Source organism: Azospirillum sp. UFLA03-27, from assembly GCF_059803775.1.
On sequence record NZ_JAUQTX010000166.1, the window covers coordinates 1 to 15658 of the forward strand.

At 69.0% G+C, this 15658-nt stretch carries 16 protein-coding genes; 3 read left to right on the forward strand and 13 right to left on the reverse strand.

Annotation, left to right across the window (positions count from 1 at the left end; genetic code table 11):
* On the reverse strand, nt 1-1602 hold a 1602-nt coding region (locus Q4I23_RS21865; RefSeq protein WP_498527597.1), incomplete at its 3' end, for a sensor histidine kinase.
* A gap of 10 nt (nt 1603-1612) precedes the next feature.
* Entirely contained in the window at nt 1613-3949 is a 2337-nt protein-coding gene (locus tag Q4I23_RS21870) for a PAS-domain containing protein (RefSeq protein ID WP_498527598.1), read from the reverse strand.
* 237 nt (nt 3950-4186) lie between these two features.
* Between Q4I23_RS21870 and Q4I23_RS21875 the strand changes: the two genes are divergently transcribed.
* From Q4I23_RS21875 to Q4I23_RS21885, 3 genes are read left to right on the forward strand one after another with little or no spacing between them, the layout of a single operon-like run.
* Nucleotides 4187-4492 carry an STAS domain-containing protein gene (locus Q4I23_RS21875; RefSeq protein WP_498527599.1) on the forward strand — a complete coding sequence of 102 codons (306 nt, stop codon included), beginning with the start codon at nt 4187-4189 and terminating at the stop codon, nt 4490-4492.
* A 7-nt stretch (nt 4493-4499) separates the two neighbouring features.
* Entirely contained in the window at nt 4500-5291 is a 792-nt protein-coding gene (locus Q4I23_RS21880) for an ATP-binding protein (protein ID WP_498527600.1), read from the forward strand.
* Between the two features lie 19 nt (nt 5292-5310).
* A complete protein-coding gene (locus Q4I23_RS21885) occupies nt 5311-6468 on the forward strand; it encodes a PP2C family protein-serine/threonine phosphatase (RefSeq protein WP_498527601.1) in 1158 nt (385 codons plus the stop codon).
* A gap of 74 nt (nt 6469-6542) precedes the next feature.
* Here the strand turns inward: Q4I23_RS21885 and Q4I23_RS21890 are convergent, their stop codons facing one another.
* From Q4I23_RS21890 to Q4I23_RS21940, 11 genes are all read right to left on the reverse strand, one after another.
* Nucleotides 6543-7118 carry a DedA family protein gene (locus Q4I23_RS21890; RefSeq protein WP_237904919.1) on the reverse strand — a complete coding sequence of 192 codons (576 nt, stop codon included), beginning with the start codon at nt 7116-7118 and terminating at the stop codon, nt 6543-6545.
* A 255-nt stretch (nt 7119-7373) separates the two neighbouring features.
* On the reverse strand, nt 7374-7802 hold the full coding sequence (locus Q4I23_RS21895) for a hypothetical protein (RefSeq protein WP_454019069.1): 429 nt from the start codon (nt 7800-7802) through the stop codon (nt 7374-7376).
* A 114-nt stretch (nt 7803-7916) separates the two neighbouring features.
* Entirely contained in the window at nt 7917-8369 is a 453-nt protein-coding gene (locus tag Q4I23_RS21900; RefSeq protein WP_498527602.1) for a putative toxin-antitoxin system toxin component, PIN family, read from the reverse strand.
* A 24-nt stretch (nt 8370-8393) separates the two neighbouring features.
* Nucleotides 8394-9596: a PP2C family protein-serine/threonine phosphatase gene (locus tag Q4I23_RS21905; protein WP_498527603.1), complete on the reverse strand. Its 1203-nt coding sequence runs from the start codon at nt 9594-9596 to the stop codon at nt 8394-8396.
* Complete coding sequence (locus Q4I23_RS21910) at nt 9593-10786, reverse strand: response regulator (protein WP_498527604.1); 1194 nt, start codon at nt 10784-10786, stop codon at nt 9593-9595. Before Q4I23_RS21910 ends, Q4I23_RS21905 begins: the two co-directional genes overlap by 4 nt.
* Nucleotides 10786-11514, reverse strand: a complete 729-nt coding sequence (locus tag Q4I23_RS21915; protein WP_454019073.1) for an ATP-binding protein — start codon at nt 11512-11514, stop codon at nt 10786-10788. Before Q4I23_RS21915 ends, Q4I23_RS21910 begins: the two co-directional genes overlap by 1 nt.
* A gap of 5 nt (nt 11515-11519) precedes the next feature.
* The gene (locus Q4I23_RS21920) at nt 11520-11825 is read right to left on the reverse strand and encodes an STAS domain-containing protein (RefSeq protein WP_014241675.1); all 306 of its coding nucleotides are present in this window, start codon (nt 11823-11825) and stop codon (nt 11520-11522) included.
* 109 nt (nt 11826-11934) lie between these two features.
* Entirely contained in the window at nt 11935-13101 is a 1167-nt protein-coding gene (locus Q4I23_RS21925; protein ID WP_237904846.1) for a methyl-accepting chemotaxis protein, read from the reverse strand.
* Between the two features lie 11 nt (nt 13102-13112).
* Entirely contained in the window at nt 13113-14177 is a 1065-nt protein-coding gene (locus Q4I23_RS21930) for a protein-glutamate methylesterase/protein-glutamine glutaminase (protein WP_454019074.1), read from the reverse strand.
* A 3-nt stretch (nt 14178-14180) separates the two neighbouring features.
* The gene (locus Q4I23_RS21935; RefSeq protein WP_498527605.1) at nt 14181-14807 is read right to left on the reverse strand and encodes a chemotaxis protein; all 627 of its coding nucleotides are present in this window, start codon (nt 14805-14807) and stop codon (nt 14181-14183) included.
* A 3-nt stretch (nt 14808-14810) separates the two neighbouring features.
* The coding region (locus tag Q4I23_RS21940) for a CheR family methyltransferase (protein ID WP_498527606.1) at nt 14811-15658 on the reverse strand (848 nt) is incomplete at its 5' end.

Sequence of the window (15658 nt, forward strand, 5' to 3'; positions counted from 1 at the left end):
TCGGAGATGTGTATAAGAGACAGCCCCGCCCATCAGCGCGACCAGCCGCCGGCTGATCGACAGGCCCAGCCCGGTGCCGCCGAAGCGCCGGGCGGTCGAGCTTTCCGCCTGGGTGAAGGGCTGGAAGAGCTGGCGGCGCGCCGTCTCGGAAATGCCGATGCCGGTGTCCGCCACCTCGATGCGCAGCCGGGTGCCGCCCTGGCTGTTGCCGTCCATCCTGGCGGCCAGGGTGGCCTGGACGACGATGCGCCCGCGCTCGGTGAACTTGATGGCGTTGCCGCACAGGTTGAACAGGATCTGGCGCAGCCGCACCGGATCGCCGGTCAGCGCCGGCGGGATCGCCGGGTCCACGTAGGTCAGCAGCGCCAGCCCCTTGGCCCGCGCCGCCGGGGCCAGCGTCTCGGCCACCCCTTCGACCAGGGCGGGGACGGAGACGGGCACCTGCTCCAGGTCCATCTTGCCGGCCTCGATCTTCGAGAAGTCGAGGATGTCGTCGATGATCCGCAGCAGCGAGGCCGCCGATTCCCGCATGGTCGCCACGGTGTCGCGCTGCCCGCCGTCCAGCGGCGTGCGCTCCAGCAACTCCAGCATGCCCAGCACGCCGTTCATCGGGGTGCGGATCTCATGGCTCATGGTGGCGAGGAAGGCGGACTTGGCGGTGGTCGTCTGCTCCGCCTGTTCCTTGGCCTGTTCCATCCGGCGCTCGGCCAGCTTGCGCCGGGTGATGTCGTAGACCCAGGCGAGATGGACCGGGCGGCCGTCGAGCAGCGTCGGGTCCACCGACACCAGCGCCCAGAAGACGGAGCCGTCGGCCCGCCGCACCCGCACCTCGGCGTCGCGCAGCGAGCGCCGGAAGAAGGTCCAGTGCGTCTCGTGCGCCTCGGTGTTGTCCGGCTCGATGAACAGGTCGGCGATGGAGACGCCGATCAGCCGCTCCTTCGGCACGCCCAGCAGATGGACCAGCCGGTCGTTGCACATCACGAGGACGCCGTCGTGGGTGTAGGCGCAGACGCCGACCGGGCTCGACTCCAGGATGGCGCGCATCTGCTCGCGACTCTGCCGCAGCTCGTGCGTGCGTTCGGCCACCTTGGTCTCGATGAAGCGGATGTGGTCGTAGGCGCGCAGCGCCGCGATCACCGCGGTGAACAGCCCCTCCGCCGACAGGTCGGCCTTCGACTTGTAGTCGTTGATGTCGCAGCCGACGATCACGTCGCGCTGCGGCGCCTGCCCCGGCTGGCCGGTGCGCAGGATGATGCGGACGTCGAGGTTTCCCAGCACGCCGCGTACCCAGCGGACCAGCGTCAGCCCGGCGTCCTCCTCCTCCATCACCACGTCCAGCAGGATGACGGCGATGTCCCGGCGGGCGCGCAGAACGGCGCGCGCCTCGGCGGCGGAGCGGCAGCCGATCAGCTCCAGCCGGCGGCCCTGGAACTCCACGTCGTCCAGCAGGAGGGCGGTCATGGAATGGACGTCGTCCTCGTCGTCCACCACCAGGATGGGCCAGGGCGGGGTTTCGTCCCCGTCCTCGCCCTCCTCGTCGGCGAACAGGATCTCGTCGTCTGAGTTGGGGTCGGTGTCGGGCATGATCAGCTCGTCGGTCATGCTGCGTCCGTCATGCTGCATCGGTTGCCGGACCCTTCCCGGTGGCGCTGGCCATCCGGGGCGCCGTCACGGGAATCCGCAGGAGGAAGGTGGTGCCCCCGCCTGTGGGGTGGTCGGGGGCGGAGTCGCTTGGGGCCGGGCTGTCCACCGAGATCCGGCCCCCCAGCGATTGCGTCACCAGGTTGAAGACGATGTGAAGGCCGAGGCCGCTGCCCCCGGTGCCGCGCTTGGTCGTGAAGAAGGGTTCGAACACCTTGGGCAGATTGTCCGGGGCGATCCCGACCCCGTCGTCGGAAAAGCGGATGTCCAGCTCGCCGTCCGGCAGCTCCGCCACGCTCAGCGCCATCGTGCCCTCGCGGCCGTCGGGGAAGGCATGGATCAGCGCGTTGATGACCAGATTGGTGATGACCTGGCTGAGCGCGCCGGGGTAGCCGTCCATGGTGATGCCGTCCGGGCAGGCGACGGTCATGCGGTGCGGACTCTTGCGCAGGCGCGGTCCCAGCGAGGTGATGATCTCGTCCAGATAGGAGCGCAGGTCGAAGCGGCGGCGCTCCTGGCTGGTCTGGTCGACGGCGACGCGCTTGAAGCTCTGGATCAGTTCCGCCGCGCGGGTCAGGTTCTGTTCGATCAGCCGCGAGGATTCGCCCGCCGCCGCCACGTAGGCGGTCAGGTCGGACTTCTTCAGGGTGCCCTTCGCGAAGGCCTCGGTCAGCGTCCGCGTCTTCGACGCCAGATGGGTGGAGCAGCTGTAGGCGATGCCCACCGGCGTGTTGATCTCATGCGCGACGCCGGCCACCAGCAGGGCGAGCGAGGCCATCTTTTCCGCCTGGACGAGGCTGTCCTGGGTCTCCTTGAGGTCGGCGTAGGCGGTCTCCAGCGCCTCCATGGCGTGGAACACCTCCTCGGCGGAGCGCGCCTCCACCGTCACGTCGGTGAAGGTGCGGACGAATCCGCCCTCCGGCAGGGGGTTGGACCGCACCTCGATGATCGTGCCGTCGGGCCGCCGCCGCTTGAAGGCGAAGGGCTGGTCGGGGACCACGGCGGTCTCGTCCAGCTCCAGGTCGGGATCGATGCTGAAATCCTCGAAGGCACCCTGGGCGCGCTGGAATTGGATGATCTCGGGAAACAGCGGGTTGCGGGCGAGGAAGGCCGCCGGCACGTCGAGAAGCTCCGCCGCGCGGCGGTTGGACATGACGACGCGCAGGTTGCGGTCCACCATGATGATGCCCTGGTCGGTGTTGTCGAGCGTGATCTGAAGGACGTTCCGCTCGCGCGCCAGATCCCGTTCGGCCTGCATGCGCTCCGTCACGTCGGACATGGTGCCGGTGAGGCGGACCGCGGTTCCCGCGCCGTCGCGCAGGGCCGTCGCCCGGTCCTCGATCCAGCTCCAGCCGCTATCCCGCCGCCGCATGCGGTAGACGATGGAATGGGCGCTGTCCTTGTCGCGCACGCGGCTGCGGGACTCCGCGATGACCCGCCGCCGCTCCTCCGGATGGATCAGCGATTCCCAGGTCCGGGCGGTCATCGCCAGTTCGGCCGGGCCGTAGCCGAGCAGGGCGGGAAACTCCTTCGACCACCAATACTGGCCGGTCCGCAAATCGTAATCCCAGACGGAGGAGCGGGTGGCGGCGATGGCCAGCCCCAACCGTTCCTCGCTCTGGCGCAGGGCGGCCTCCTCCTCGTCAAGCCGGGTCAGCATGCCGTTGTAGGCGGCGATCACCCGCCCCAGCTCATCGGCCGACGACCAATGCACGGGCTGGCGCAGATGCTCCTGCTCCGCGGTGCGGATCGACGCGATCAGCCGGCCCAGCGGCACGCCGATGGTCAGCCGGTGGGCGGTCAGCGCGGTGACCAGCGTGCCGACCAGCATCAGAAGCAGGAGCCACAGCGTGTTGACCATCTCCTGCCGGATCTGCTCGTCGACCGGGGCGTAGCTGAAATAGAGCGTCAGCGTGCCGAGCCGCCGGTTCTGCACCTGGATCGGACGGCGCACGGCCTCGTGCCCGGTGAAGGGACGGCAGTCGGCTTCCGGCCACGCGAAATGGCCGTCGGCCAGCTCGTCCGCCACCTCGATGCACAGAAGCTCGCGGTTGACGGAAATCGCCTGGATGATGTTGCGGATCGCCGGAACGTCCACGGCCCACAGGCTGGAGGACAGGGCGACGGCGTTGATCTCCGCCACCGCCTCGATCCGGTCGCGCAGGGCGCCGCGCAGATCCTTGTACTTGCCGTAGAAGAAGATCGAGGAGAAGCCGAGCGTGGTCAGCATCAGGATGGGAATCAGGATCAGCAGGAACTTCGCCGACACCGTCGGCACCGTCTTCCACGCCTGCTCGATCACCGTCATGAAGGGGTATCCCGCTGCGGGGTCGCATGACCGGAGCGGGGCGGCGGCACAGCGCCGCCTTCACCGGCAACGCGGTTGTACTATCAACCGGTGCCATCCGTCTATGGCGTGTGAAGCGTGAAAATTCTTCCTGTGGTCGACAAAATTAGCGAAATGTATACTTGAAGCTTGAGGGGGGATCGGCCTTGCACTACTGTTCGCGGGAGCCGCTTGCGCGGTGCAACACAAGAGGATGTCATGAATTTCCAGGTGCGCCGGACCTCTGAAACCATCGAGGTGCTGTTGAGCGGCCGGTTGGAGTTCACCGACCATGACAGCCTTCCCGATATCGTGGATCTGCTCAACGGCGAGGGCGCGCGCCGCTTCATCCTGGACATGGACGGGCTGACTTTCATCGACTCCGCGGGGATCGGCATGCTGCTGATCCTTCAGGACGAGGCGGAGCAGCGCAACATCAAGATGGTCCTCCGCAAGCTGCAGGGCGATGTGCTGCGATCCATCGACCTGGCGCGGATCGGCGAAGTCGTCACCATCGAACGGTGAGCGGGTGATGGACGGTTTCCCAGCCCCCTCCGCCAGCCACCCCCCCGGTCCGGCCGGCGCCGTGCGACCCTTCAGCGTGGTGCGGGACCGCGTGCCGGCGGACATCGCCGCGCGGGTCGCCGCGCGCTTCGGCCTGGGCGGGGCCGCGGGAGGCGTCGCAGACGCGGTGGATGGCCGGGCCGCCGCCGCGGTGCTGTTGGCCCAGGCCGACCGGGACATCCTGCGCGACGCCTTCGGGCTCAACCCCTTCCTGACGGTGGAGCTGACGGAGCGGGAGGAGGGGACCGGCGCCATCGACGCCGACTGGCTGGGCGCCCCGCCGGTGGAGCGGGGATTCTACCTGTCGCTGACCACCGGCACCGCTTACGGCCTGCAATGCGCGGTTCTGGTCTGCGACGAGCTGACCCGGCGCGGCGTGCTGACGCCGGAGCGGCGCGGCAACGTCGAGCTGTGCCTGCACGAGGCCATCGCCAACGCCATCGTTCACGGCAATCTGGGCATCCCCAGTGCGACCAAGGAGCAGCCGGAGGGCTACCGCCTGTTCAGCCGGCTGCTCCGCGAACGGCTGGGCGACGGTGCCGTGCGGCAGCGGCGGATCGATATCTTCGCACGCTGGACCGCCGACAGCCTGTCCATCGCGGTGGTCGACCAGGGCAACGGGTTCGACGCCGCGGCCCTGCCGCAGGACACCGACAGCGGCGCCCATTCCGGCCGCGGCTTCGTGTTCATGCGGGCGCTGGCCCGGCGCATCCATGTGACCGACGGCGGGCGCTGCACCCTGCTGCAGTTCGACCTGTGACGGGCGGGCGGGTCCGCGCATGCCCATTTCCCTCGCCGCCAGCCGTGTCCTGATCGTTGACGACAACGAGTTCAACAGGAAGTCGCTGGCCCTGATGATCCGCCGCGCCGGGCTGACCCAGATCGAGGTCGCCGAGAACGGCGTGGAGGGGCTGCGCAAGGTGGAAAGCTTCCGCCCCGACCTCGTCCTGCTGGATGTCAGCATGCCGGTGATGGACGGGCTGGAGATGTGCCGGCGCCTGCGCGAGCGGCTGACCCATGAGGAGCTGCCGATCCTGTTCCAGACGGCGCTGGACAGCGACGAGGAGCAGGTCCGCTGCTTCGAGGCCGGCGGCAGCGATTTCATCTCCAAGCCGATCAAGCCCGGCGAATGCGTCGCCCGCGTCCGCCACCAGCTTGAAAAGCGCAAGCTGTTCACCGACCTCGCCAATTTCCGCGGGCGGGTCGAGCGGGAGTTGAAGCACGCCAAGGCGATGCAGCTGTCCCTGCTGCCCGAGCCGAAGGAGCTGGAGGCCGTCGCCGAGCGGTACGAGCTGGTGCTGGACGCCCATTTCGAAACCTCGTCGGAGCTGGGCGGCGATTTCTGGAACGTCTATCCGCTGGACAGCCACCGCGTCGCCTTCCTGCTGGTCGATTTCGCCGGCCATGGCATCACCGCGGCAATCAACACCTTCCGTCTGCACACGCTGATCGACCGCTTCCCCATGCAGCATGTGCCGCCCTCGGAGTGGCTGGCCGGGCTGAACTTGGCGCTGAAGGAGGTGCTGCCGGTCGGGCAGTTCGCCACCGCCTTTTTCGGCATCCTCGACCTGCACACCGACACGCTGACCTACGCCTCGGCCGGGGCGCCGAATCCGGTGGTGGGGATCGCGGGGGAACTTCGGTTGCTCGACTCGGCGGGGCTGGTGCTGGGGGCGTCGCGTCGCGCCGTCTATGCCGACCGCAGCCTGCGCCTGCCGCGCGGGAGCTGCCTGTTCCTCTACAGCGACGCGCTGATCGAATGCAGCGGCCCGGACAACGAACCGATCGGCCAGGATGGGGTCCCCGGCCTGCTGCTTGGCGCCATCGCCGCCAACCGCGCCCGCCCGCTGGGGCCGTTGCTGGAGCGCTTCTACGCCCGCACCAGCCTGCCGCTGCGCGACGATCTGACCGCCGTATGGATCGCCCGCCGGGCGTGAGGGAGCCGATACAAAAAGGCCGCCGCGGTTGCCCGCGGCGGCTCTTTGCCTTGATCATCGAGGAGAGGGGGGGGTTACGCCTGCGTCTCAGAGGCGGCGTAGCGGCGGCGGACCCACATCACGCTCTTCACGGCGAAGATGGTGACGCCGATGCCCAGCGCGATGAGCAGGAGGATCTTCGGGCCGTTCTCGCCGATGGCGGCAGCGGCCTCGCCGAACAGGTAGCCGGCCCCGGCGAAGCTCCAAGCCCAGATGCCGGCGGCGATGAAGTTCCAGAATAGGAACTTGCGCCAAGGCATGCGGGACGTGCCGACGGCGACCGAGGCGATGTTGCGCACCCCGTAGAGGAAGCGGAAGGCCAGGATGAAGCCGACGCCGTAGGTTTCCAGCCAGTACAGGACGCGCGTCGCACGGGCTTCCGCCGCCGGGAAGCGGGCCAGCGCCTTGCCGCCCCATTTGCGGCCGATCCAGAAATAGCACTGGTCGCCCATGAAACTGCCGATCCACACGGCGGCAACCAACCAGTAAAGGTTGATGATCCCCAGATGCGCGCCCATCCCGCCGAAAATGACGAAGGTCTCGCCTTCGAAGAAGGCCCATATGAAGGCCAGGGGATAGAAGGCATCGCCCCAATCCTGGAGCCAGGTCATCCAGTCCAAATCACCCTCCCCGCGGGTCGTTCCTTTTCGGCTCGGACCGCCGGCGATGCGCCAGGGAAACGCAGGCGCGGCCATTGGTCAGGCTACGGACACATCATTGCACATAAGTGCGTGTCTTGTCGCGCCATCATTCCCGAATCGGGGGGAGGGAACCGTACAAAGTTGGGGTACGAAACGATCTATTGCGGCGGGATTATTTTGTTTCCAGGCACGTATTCTGTGAATCGGTCAGTGTTCGTGACTTGGTCAACCATCCTCGCCTGACAATTCGCCGACCGCCTGCCGGGCGGCGCGCAGCAACAGGGGATTCGGTTCGGACGGGCCGTCCTCTCCTTCCTCCTCCCAAGCCCCCGGCGCGGCGCGGCGCTTCAACTCGCGCGCGGCTTCGATCAGCAAATGGGCCAGCTTGTGGTCCGGCAATGCTTGCGCCAGCGCCCGCAACTCTGCGTTGGTCAGGGCCGCCGGGTCGAAGTCGGCGCGCGGCGCCATCGGGACGGGCGGCGGCGGGACGAGCGCGAGGGTCATGGGCGGCGGCGCCGATGGTGACGGAACGTCCTCCCGCACCACGTCGACGGCCACCGGCGCCGCCACGGTGGAGGCGCGGGACCGGCGCGCCGGTTTGCGCGCCCGCTCCGTCTCGGGCAGGCTGTCGAACAGGAGAGGTTGCGTGCTCATCCGGTCACCCGCGATCCGTTCACCGCTAGTTTGCGAAGTGTTCTCTTTTCATTCTAGGGAACGCATGCTGGAAGTCGAGCGGAAATTTTGCAGGCGGAAACGCAAAACGCGGAGTCAGGCGATCGCGTCCAGGAACCGCTCGGGGCGCAGGATGCGGGTGCGGCCCACCCGACGCACCGACACAAGCTGCCGGTCCACCGTCACCAGCCAGTCGGCGTCGGCGGCCAGCGCCACGGCCAGGAACATGTCGTCTTCGGGGTCGCGGCACAGCCGCTCCACCGGGGCGGGCTCGACCCGCCGGGCCTCCGCGGCGAAGGCGGCCAGGAATGCGGCACGTTCCCCAGCCGGGCGGTAGCGGTCGAAGTCCGGGCGCATCAGCACCTCGCGCAGTTCCGCCAGCGTGGCGTCGGAGACGAAGGCGGTTCCTTGCGCCCGCACCGCGTCGACGCTGCGCTGGATGGCCAGGCTGCGGCGGGGCACCTCGGCGCCAAGCAGGGCGTAGCCGACAAGGATGTTGGTGTCCAGAACGACCCGGAAGGGGGCGGCGTGGGGCGAGCTGGCGGTCATGCGCCCGTTGGTTCCATGGGCCGGTCAGCCCTTGCGGGTCAGCAGCAGCGCGGTCAGGTCGTCGTCGATCGGGCCGACGGCGCGCAGGCGGTCCAGCAACCCGTCCAGGAAACGGCCACCATCCGTCTCGTCCATCCGCTCGGCGACCAGGGCGGCAAGGCCAGGCTCGTCCAGAACGTCGCTGCCGACCGGGATCTCGATGGCACCGTCCGAATAAAGGAACAGGCGCCCGCCGGGGGGCAGGGGAAGGGAGCGCTCCTCATACTCCGCCGACGCGAGCAGGCCGAGCGGCAGGCCGGCGCTGTCGCCCAGCAGCGGCGCGGAATCGCCCGGCGCCCAGACCATCGGGCGCGTGGACCCGGCGGAGGCGTAGACGAAGCGGTTCCCCGCCGGTTCGACCACCCCGGCCAGCATGGTGGCGAACTGCCCGTTGGGAAGCAGCGCGCACAGCCGGCGGTTGATGGTGGACAGGAACTCGCCCGGGGTCAGGCCGGACACTCCCATCTGCTGGCAGATCGCGTGCAGGCGGAAGGTGTTCAGCGCCGCCCCGACGCCATGGCCGGAGAAATCGACCATGTAGAGCATGGTCCGGCCCTGTCCCTGCACCTGTCCCTGGCCCGGCGCAACGGCGTCGTGCCGCAGGTCCCAGAAATCGCCGCCCAGCTCCGACGAGGGGGCGAAATGGGCGGCGATGTCCACCCCCGCCGCAGCCTCCACCTCGGCCAGCCGCTCCGGCGAGGGCATCAGCCGTTCCTGCATCTTGCGGGCGAGCGACAGCTCGCTCTCCGTCCGCTCGTGGAAGCGTTGCAGGTCGTGGAGCAGCGCGCGGTTCTGCAGGTGGATGCGCACGCGGGCCAGAAGCTCGACCGCGTTGATCGGCTTGGTGACGTAATCGGTGGCCCCGGCGGCGAAGGCCTTGGCGCGGTCCTCCGCCCGGTTCAGGCTGGACTGCACGAGGACCGGCAGGTCCTTCCAGGCGGGAAGCGCGCGCAGGCGCCGGCACATCTCGAACCCGTCCAGGTTCGGCATCATCAGGTCGAGCAGGATCAGGTCGGGCCGGAAGCTGTCCAGCCGGGCCAGCGCGTCGTTGCCGTCCTCCGCCATCTCGATGCGGGTGACGCCGCCGCGTTCCAGCAGCGCCTGGAGCAGGTGGCGGTTCACGCGGTTGTCGTCCACCACCAGGACGCGGGCCGTGTCCAGCCCCGGAACCTCCGGCAGGTTGTTCATCGCGCCCCCCCGTGCCCGATCCAGACCAGCGTGTGGTCGTCGAGCGGCACGTCGCCCTGGGCGGCGGCGAGCGCCGTCGTCACCGCGGTGAAGGCGCCGCCGCTCCCGCTGCCCCCGCCACCATCGTCGTCAGCCATCGCGGTCTGGACGGCGGCGCTCTGCAGCAGGGCGGCGAAGCCGCCGCTGCCCCCGCCCAGCGCCTCCAGCACGGCGGTCGAGTGCAGGACCAACGCCGAGCCCGGAGGGAAGGGCAGGCTCTGCTCCTCGTAGCGGGCGCCGGCGGCGATGCCCACCGGTTGGTCAGCCCCCTCGCCGAAGACCAACGCCGCGTTGCCGGGCGGGATCAGGACCGGCGGGGCCGCCGCCGCCGCCGCGTAGGTGAAGCGTTCCGCCGCGCCGTCCACCACGCCGTAGATCACCGTGGCGTGCTGCCCAAGCTCCAGCAGGCAGACGGCCCGCTCGTTCAGTTCGGTCAGGAAGGCGCAGGGCCGCTCGCCGAGATGGGGCGCCAGTTCGTGGATCAGCGTGTGCATGCGGAAGGCGTTCAGCGCCGCCGACACGCCGCGCCCGGCCATGTCCAGCAGGAACAGACCGAACCGGCCGCCCGCCAGTGGCAGCACCCCCCAGAGGTCGCCGCCCAGATCGGAGGACAGCGCGGTGTGCGACCGCAGCGTCACCCCCGCGCTGTCCGTCAGCGCGGCGCACAGGGCCGCGGAGGGCAGCAGATGGTCGTACATGGAGCGGGCCATCGCCAGCTCCCCCTCGACCCGCGCCCGGTAGGTCTGCAGGTCGCGGATCAGCACCCGGTTCTGCAGGTGGATGCGCACGCGGGCGACCAGCTCCGTCCGGTCCAGCGGCTTGGAGATCAGGTCGGTGGTGCCGGCGGCGAAGGCACGGTTGCGGTCGTCGCTGGACGACAGGGCGGTCTGCACCAGCACCGGCAGGTCGGCGTAGGCGTGGTCGGCGCGCAGGCGGCGGCACACCTCGAACCCGTCCATTCCCGGCATCATGATGTCGAGGATCAGCAGGTCCGGCGCCTCCGCCGCGATCTGCTCTAGCGCGTCGAAGCCATCCTTGGCATAAGCGATGTTCTGGAAGCCGGCTTCGGTGAGCAGGGCGCCGATCAGTGTGCGGTTGAAGTCGGTGTCATCCACCACCAGGATGCGGCAGGCGGCGATGGCGTCGTCCATCAGAGAGGGAACCTCATGCGGATGCGGCGCCCGCCGTCGAGAAGCTGAAGTTCCTCGACGATGGCGGCGATCAGGTCCAGCCCGCGGCCCGAGGCGCCGTAGTCGATGCGCTCCGGCCGGGCGAAGCCGGTTCCCTCGTCGGCCACCTCGACCACCGCGCAAGCGCTTTCCAGCCAGGCGGTGACCTCGATCCGGCGCTCGGCGAAGGCGGGGTCGGCCATGCGCGCGGCCAGGTCGTGGGAAAAGCGCTCCAGCGCCTCGACGCTCAGCCCCTTCATGCCTTCGACCTGAAGGTTGCCGTGGACCACCGCGTTGCTGATCGCCTCGTGCAGCGCCAGTTCCATGTCGTCGCGCTGGGCTTCCGGCATGGGATGCAGGGCGGCAAGCCCGTTCAGGATGCGCCCGGCCAGATGCAGGCGGTTGGCGGTCACCGTCGTCACGCAGGCGAACAGGTCGGCGCGGGCGGCGCGGTGCGCGGCCTCGACGATCTGGGCGTCGGACAGTCCGGCGATCTCGATCCAGGCGCCAAAGGGCCGCTGCCAGAACTCCGGCGCCTCCACGGCGCCGGCATCGCCCACCAGAAGCAGAACGGAGGCGCCGAACGCCTCCCCCGCCGGGGAGCCGGGCCGCCGGGGCGGAAGCCGAAGCGCTGCCGACAGCCGGTCCAGCCGGTCGGACGGCACGCCCAGGCCTTGCAGGGCGGCGACGCGGGTGGGGGAGGGGACCAAGGCGGTCAGTCCTCGATCGTGACGATCTTATTGAGCTGGGCCACGGTCAGCACGCGCTTGACCTGTCCGGCGGCGGAGCGCAGGACGAGCTGCTTGTCCGCGTTCGCCATTTCCTCCCGCGCGATCAGCAGCATGCCGATTCCCGCCGAATCGACGAATTCCAGCGTGGAAAGGTCGAGCACCTGACGTTTGGCCTTGTTCTGCAGCATCTCCCGGATCAGGGCGCGCAGCTTGGCGTGGTCGTTGAAGGTCAGACGACCGCGCAACCGAACCAGGGTTTCCTGCTCCTTGTCCTCAATTCCGTAGTCCATCGGTCCGGTGTTCCTGAAGGGTGTTCTTGGGGCATTGGGGCGGGTGGCCTTTGCGGACCACGCCAGAATGGAGCAAGACAGGCCGGGGATTCCAGAGAATCCCTCGGCTTCAGAAAAGTTCAATGTCGCCGCCGGAACTGTCGTCCTGGCCGGCATCGACGTCAAGGACGCCATGCTCGTCCAGCGCCGTACCTTCCAGCAGCAGACGGCGCACGAAGCGCTGGCGCATCTCGCTCAGCTTGAAGCGGCCCAGCAGTTCGTCGAGCCATTCCTGCGGAACCTGCGGCCCCAAGGAAGCGGGCATTTCGACGCGGGTGCGGTTTTCCAGCTCGTTCAGCCCTTCCGCCATGATGGCGAGGCTGTCGTTGATGGCCTCCAGCCGCTGCTTGGTCAGGTCCTGGAACTGCATCCCGGTGACCATACGGCTGATGGTGGCGGACATGTCCGACGACACGGTCGCCGCCGTCTCCAGCACCGCCTGGAAGTGGTTGGTCTGGTCGACCAGGCTGTCCATGGTCTTGTCCACCCGCTCCTTGGCGAGCATCTGGGGGGACATGTCGGTGTCGGCGATCTGGCGCAGGATGTCATGGCCGTTGCGCACGCCCTTGACCACCGCGGTGACCTTGGAGCGCATGCGGTCGGCCAGCGCCCCGGTGTTGCGGGAGAGGTGGCGCACCTCCTGAGCGACCACCGCGAAGGTGCGGCCGGCTTCGCCGGCGCGGCTCGCCTCGATGGTGGCGTTCAGCGCCAGGAAGTTGGTCTGGCGGTTGATGGCGTCGATGTCGCCGATCGACTTCTCCAGTTCCGCCACGTCCTTCTGCACGTCATCGAGCAGATAGACCATGCTCATGGCGTGGCGCGACAGCATGACGATGTTGGAGATCATGTCCGCGATCATCTGCTGCATGCCGGTGACCAGCTGGTCCATCGGCACCCGCTCCCCGTCGATGGAGACGGAGCCGGCCATGCCGACGATCTCCTCCACCCGCTCCGACTGCTGCATGGCCTTCTCGGCCAGCTCGCGGAAGCGGGAGGAGAGGTCAAGCGTGGCGTCCTCGACCGTCGAGGAGGTGCGGGTCAGCTCGTTCTGCACGGCCTCCAGCGTGCGGCGCTGGATGTCGGCGTAGCCCATCCAGGTCGCCAGCAGCTCCCCGGTGACCGCGATCTTCTCGCCGATCTCGGGCAGGCTGTGCACGGGAGCGCCATCGTCGGGAAGGTCCGGCTTCTCCGGTTCCGGTCCGGCTTCCAGGCGGGGCGCGCGGCCGTAGAAAGACATGGTGCTGCTCCTCAGTTCGCGCGCGTGCGGTGTTCGCCGATGGCGTCGAACGCGCGCAGCATCTCGGCCGGTATCTGCGCCAGCGGCAGTTCGACGGCGACCGCCCCGGCTTCCCGGGCGGCGCGCGGCATGCCGTAGACGACGCAGCTCGATTCCTGTTCGCCGATGGTATAGGCCCCCGCGTCGCGCATCGCCAGCATGCCCGACGCCCCGTCGCGGCCCATGCCGGACAGGATCACCCCCACCGCGTTCGCCCCCGCCGCCTTGGCGACGGACGAGAACAGCACGTCCACCGACGGGCGGTGGCCGCTGACCGCCGGGCCGTCCTGGATGTGGCAGGAATAGCCCTGGGCGTCGCGGATGATCACCAGATGCCGGTCGCCGGGGGCGATGTAGACCGTGCCCTGGACCAGCCGGGCGCCCTGGGTGGCGACCTCCACCGACGGCGGCGAGATGCGGTCGAGCCGGGCGGCGAAGCTGGGGACGTAGCTCGGTCCCATGTGCTGGGTGATGACGATGGGCGGGCAGTCGGCGGGCATGACCGCCAGAACGTCGCGGATGCGCTCCACCCCGCCGGTCGAGGCGCCGATGGCGATGAAGCGGGTGCCCGACCCGGCGCGGCGCGGCGTCTGGAGGGGCGAGGCCGCGGGCTTGGGCCGCCGCATCGACAGGCGGGCGGTGGCGGCGATGCGGATCTTGCCGACCAACTCGTGGGCCATCGCCTCGAAGCCGTGGCCCTCCGAGCCGTCGGGCTTGGCCACGCAGTCCACCGCGCCGATCTCCAGCGCGCGGATCGTCGCCTCCGACCCCTCCTGGGTCAGGGAGGAGACCATGACGACCGGCGTCGGGCGCAGCGTCATGATCTTCTCCAGGAAGGACAGCCCGTCCATCCGCGGCATCTCGACGTCCAGAGTGACGACGTCCGGGTTGGTCCGCTTGATGACGTCCCGCGCCTCGTAGGGGTCGCGGGCGACGCCGACGACCTCGATGCCGGGCTCGTCCGAGATGACGGCCTTCAGCATCTCCCGCATCAGGCTGCTGTCGTCCACGATCACGACGCGGATGGAGCGTGTCATGGCTCAGTCCTCCCCGAACAGTTCCACGTCGCCCTCGATCGGCTGGTGCCGCAGGCTGGAGCGGAAATGCAGTTCCTGGTTCGCCGTCTCCGACAGGGCCTCGGGCCGCAGCATCTTGCGCATGGCCCGGCCGGTGTGGGGAAAATAGTGGATGCGCCGGGCCGAGGCGCCGCCCAGATCCTGGCCCATCAGCTTCAGCCCCTCCCGCCGGACATAGTCGAGCGCGAAGGCGGCGTTGCGCTGGCCGACGTCGAAGCTGGAATCGATGACGCGGGCGCCGCCGAACAGCTTCACCTCCAGCCGCCCGCGCTGGGCGCCGCGCGCCAGCAGGTCGTTGATCAGCCGCTCCATGGCGACCGAGCCGTAGCGCGCCGCCGCCCCGGTGCCGGCGTCCTCGGATTCCGGGACCTCGGGCAGCAGGAAGTGGTTCATGCCGCCGATCGCCGTCGCCGGATCGTGGACGCAGGCGGCCACGCAGGAGCCCAGCGTCGTCACCATCATCACGTCCGACCGGTCGCTGACCAGATGATGGCCGAGGAAGACCTTCATCGTGTGGGCGCGGAACTGCGGGTGGAAGTAGCCGCCGCTCTGCCGGGCCTCCGCCGCACGGCGGCTTGCGAATGCGGTCATGCGTCACAGCCTCCGGTAGATGGTGGGGCCGGTCTGGCGGAAGCGGTCCGACACGCCGTACAGGCTCTCCGAATGGCCGAGGAACAGGTAGCCGCCGGGCTCCAGCATGCGGGCGAAGTTGCCGATGACCTGGGTCCGCCCGACGCGGTCGAAATAGATCAGCACGTTGCGGCAGAAGATCGCGTCGAACGGCCCCTTCATGGGCCAGTGCTCCAGCAGGTTCAGCGGCTTGAAGGTGATCAGCCGCTTCAACTCCTCCTCCATCGCCACCATCGGCTCGCCGGCCTCGCGCTGGCGCCGGGTGAAGCGGTCGCGCAGGGGGGCCGGGATGCTGTTCGCCAGATCGGCGGGATAGACGCCGCGCCGGGCGGTGTCGACCATGTGGGTGTCGATGTCGGTCGCCAGGATCTTCGCGTCCCAGCGCCGCAGCTCCGGCCCGAAGCTGGAGGCCAGAACCATGGCGATGGTGTAGGGCTCCTGCCCGGAGGAGCAGCCGGCGGACCAGATGCGCAGCCGCGGGTGGGAGGACTCCCCGGCGTGGCGGGCGCGCATCTCCGGCACCGCGGTCTTCGCCAGAAAGTCGAAATGGTGCGATTCGCGGAAGAAGCTGGTCAGGTTGGTGGTCAGGGCGTTGACCAGGAAGCCGACCTCGTTCGCCCCCTCCTCGCTCTCCAGCAAGGCGCAGTAGCTGTCGAAGTCGCCCAGGCGCAGGTCGCGCAGCCGCCGGGCGAGGCGGGAATAGACCATCTCGATCTTGTGCGGGGCCAGCGCGATCCCGGCGAGTTGGTAGCTGTCTCTTATACACATCTCCGAGCCCACGAGACTATAACAGCTATCGCGTATGCCGTCTT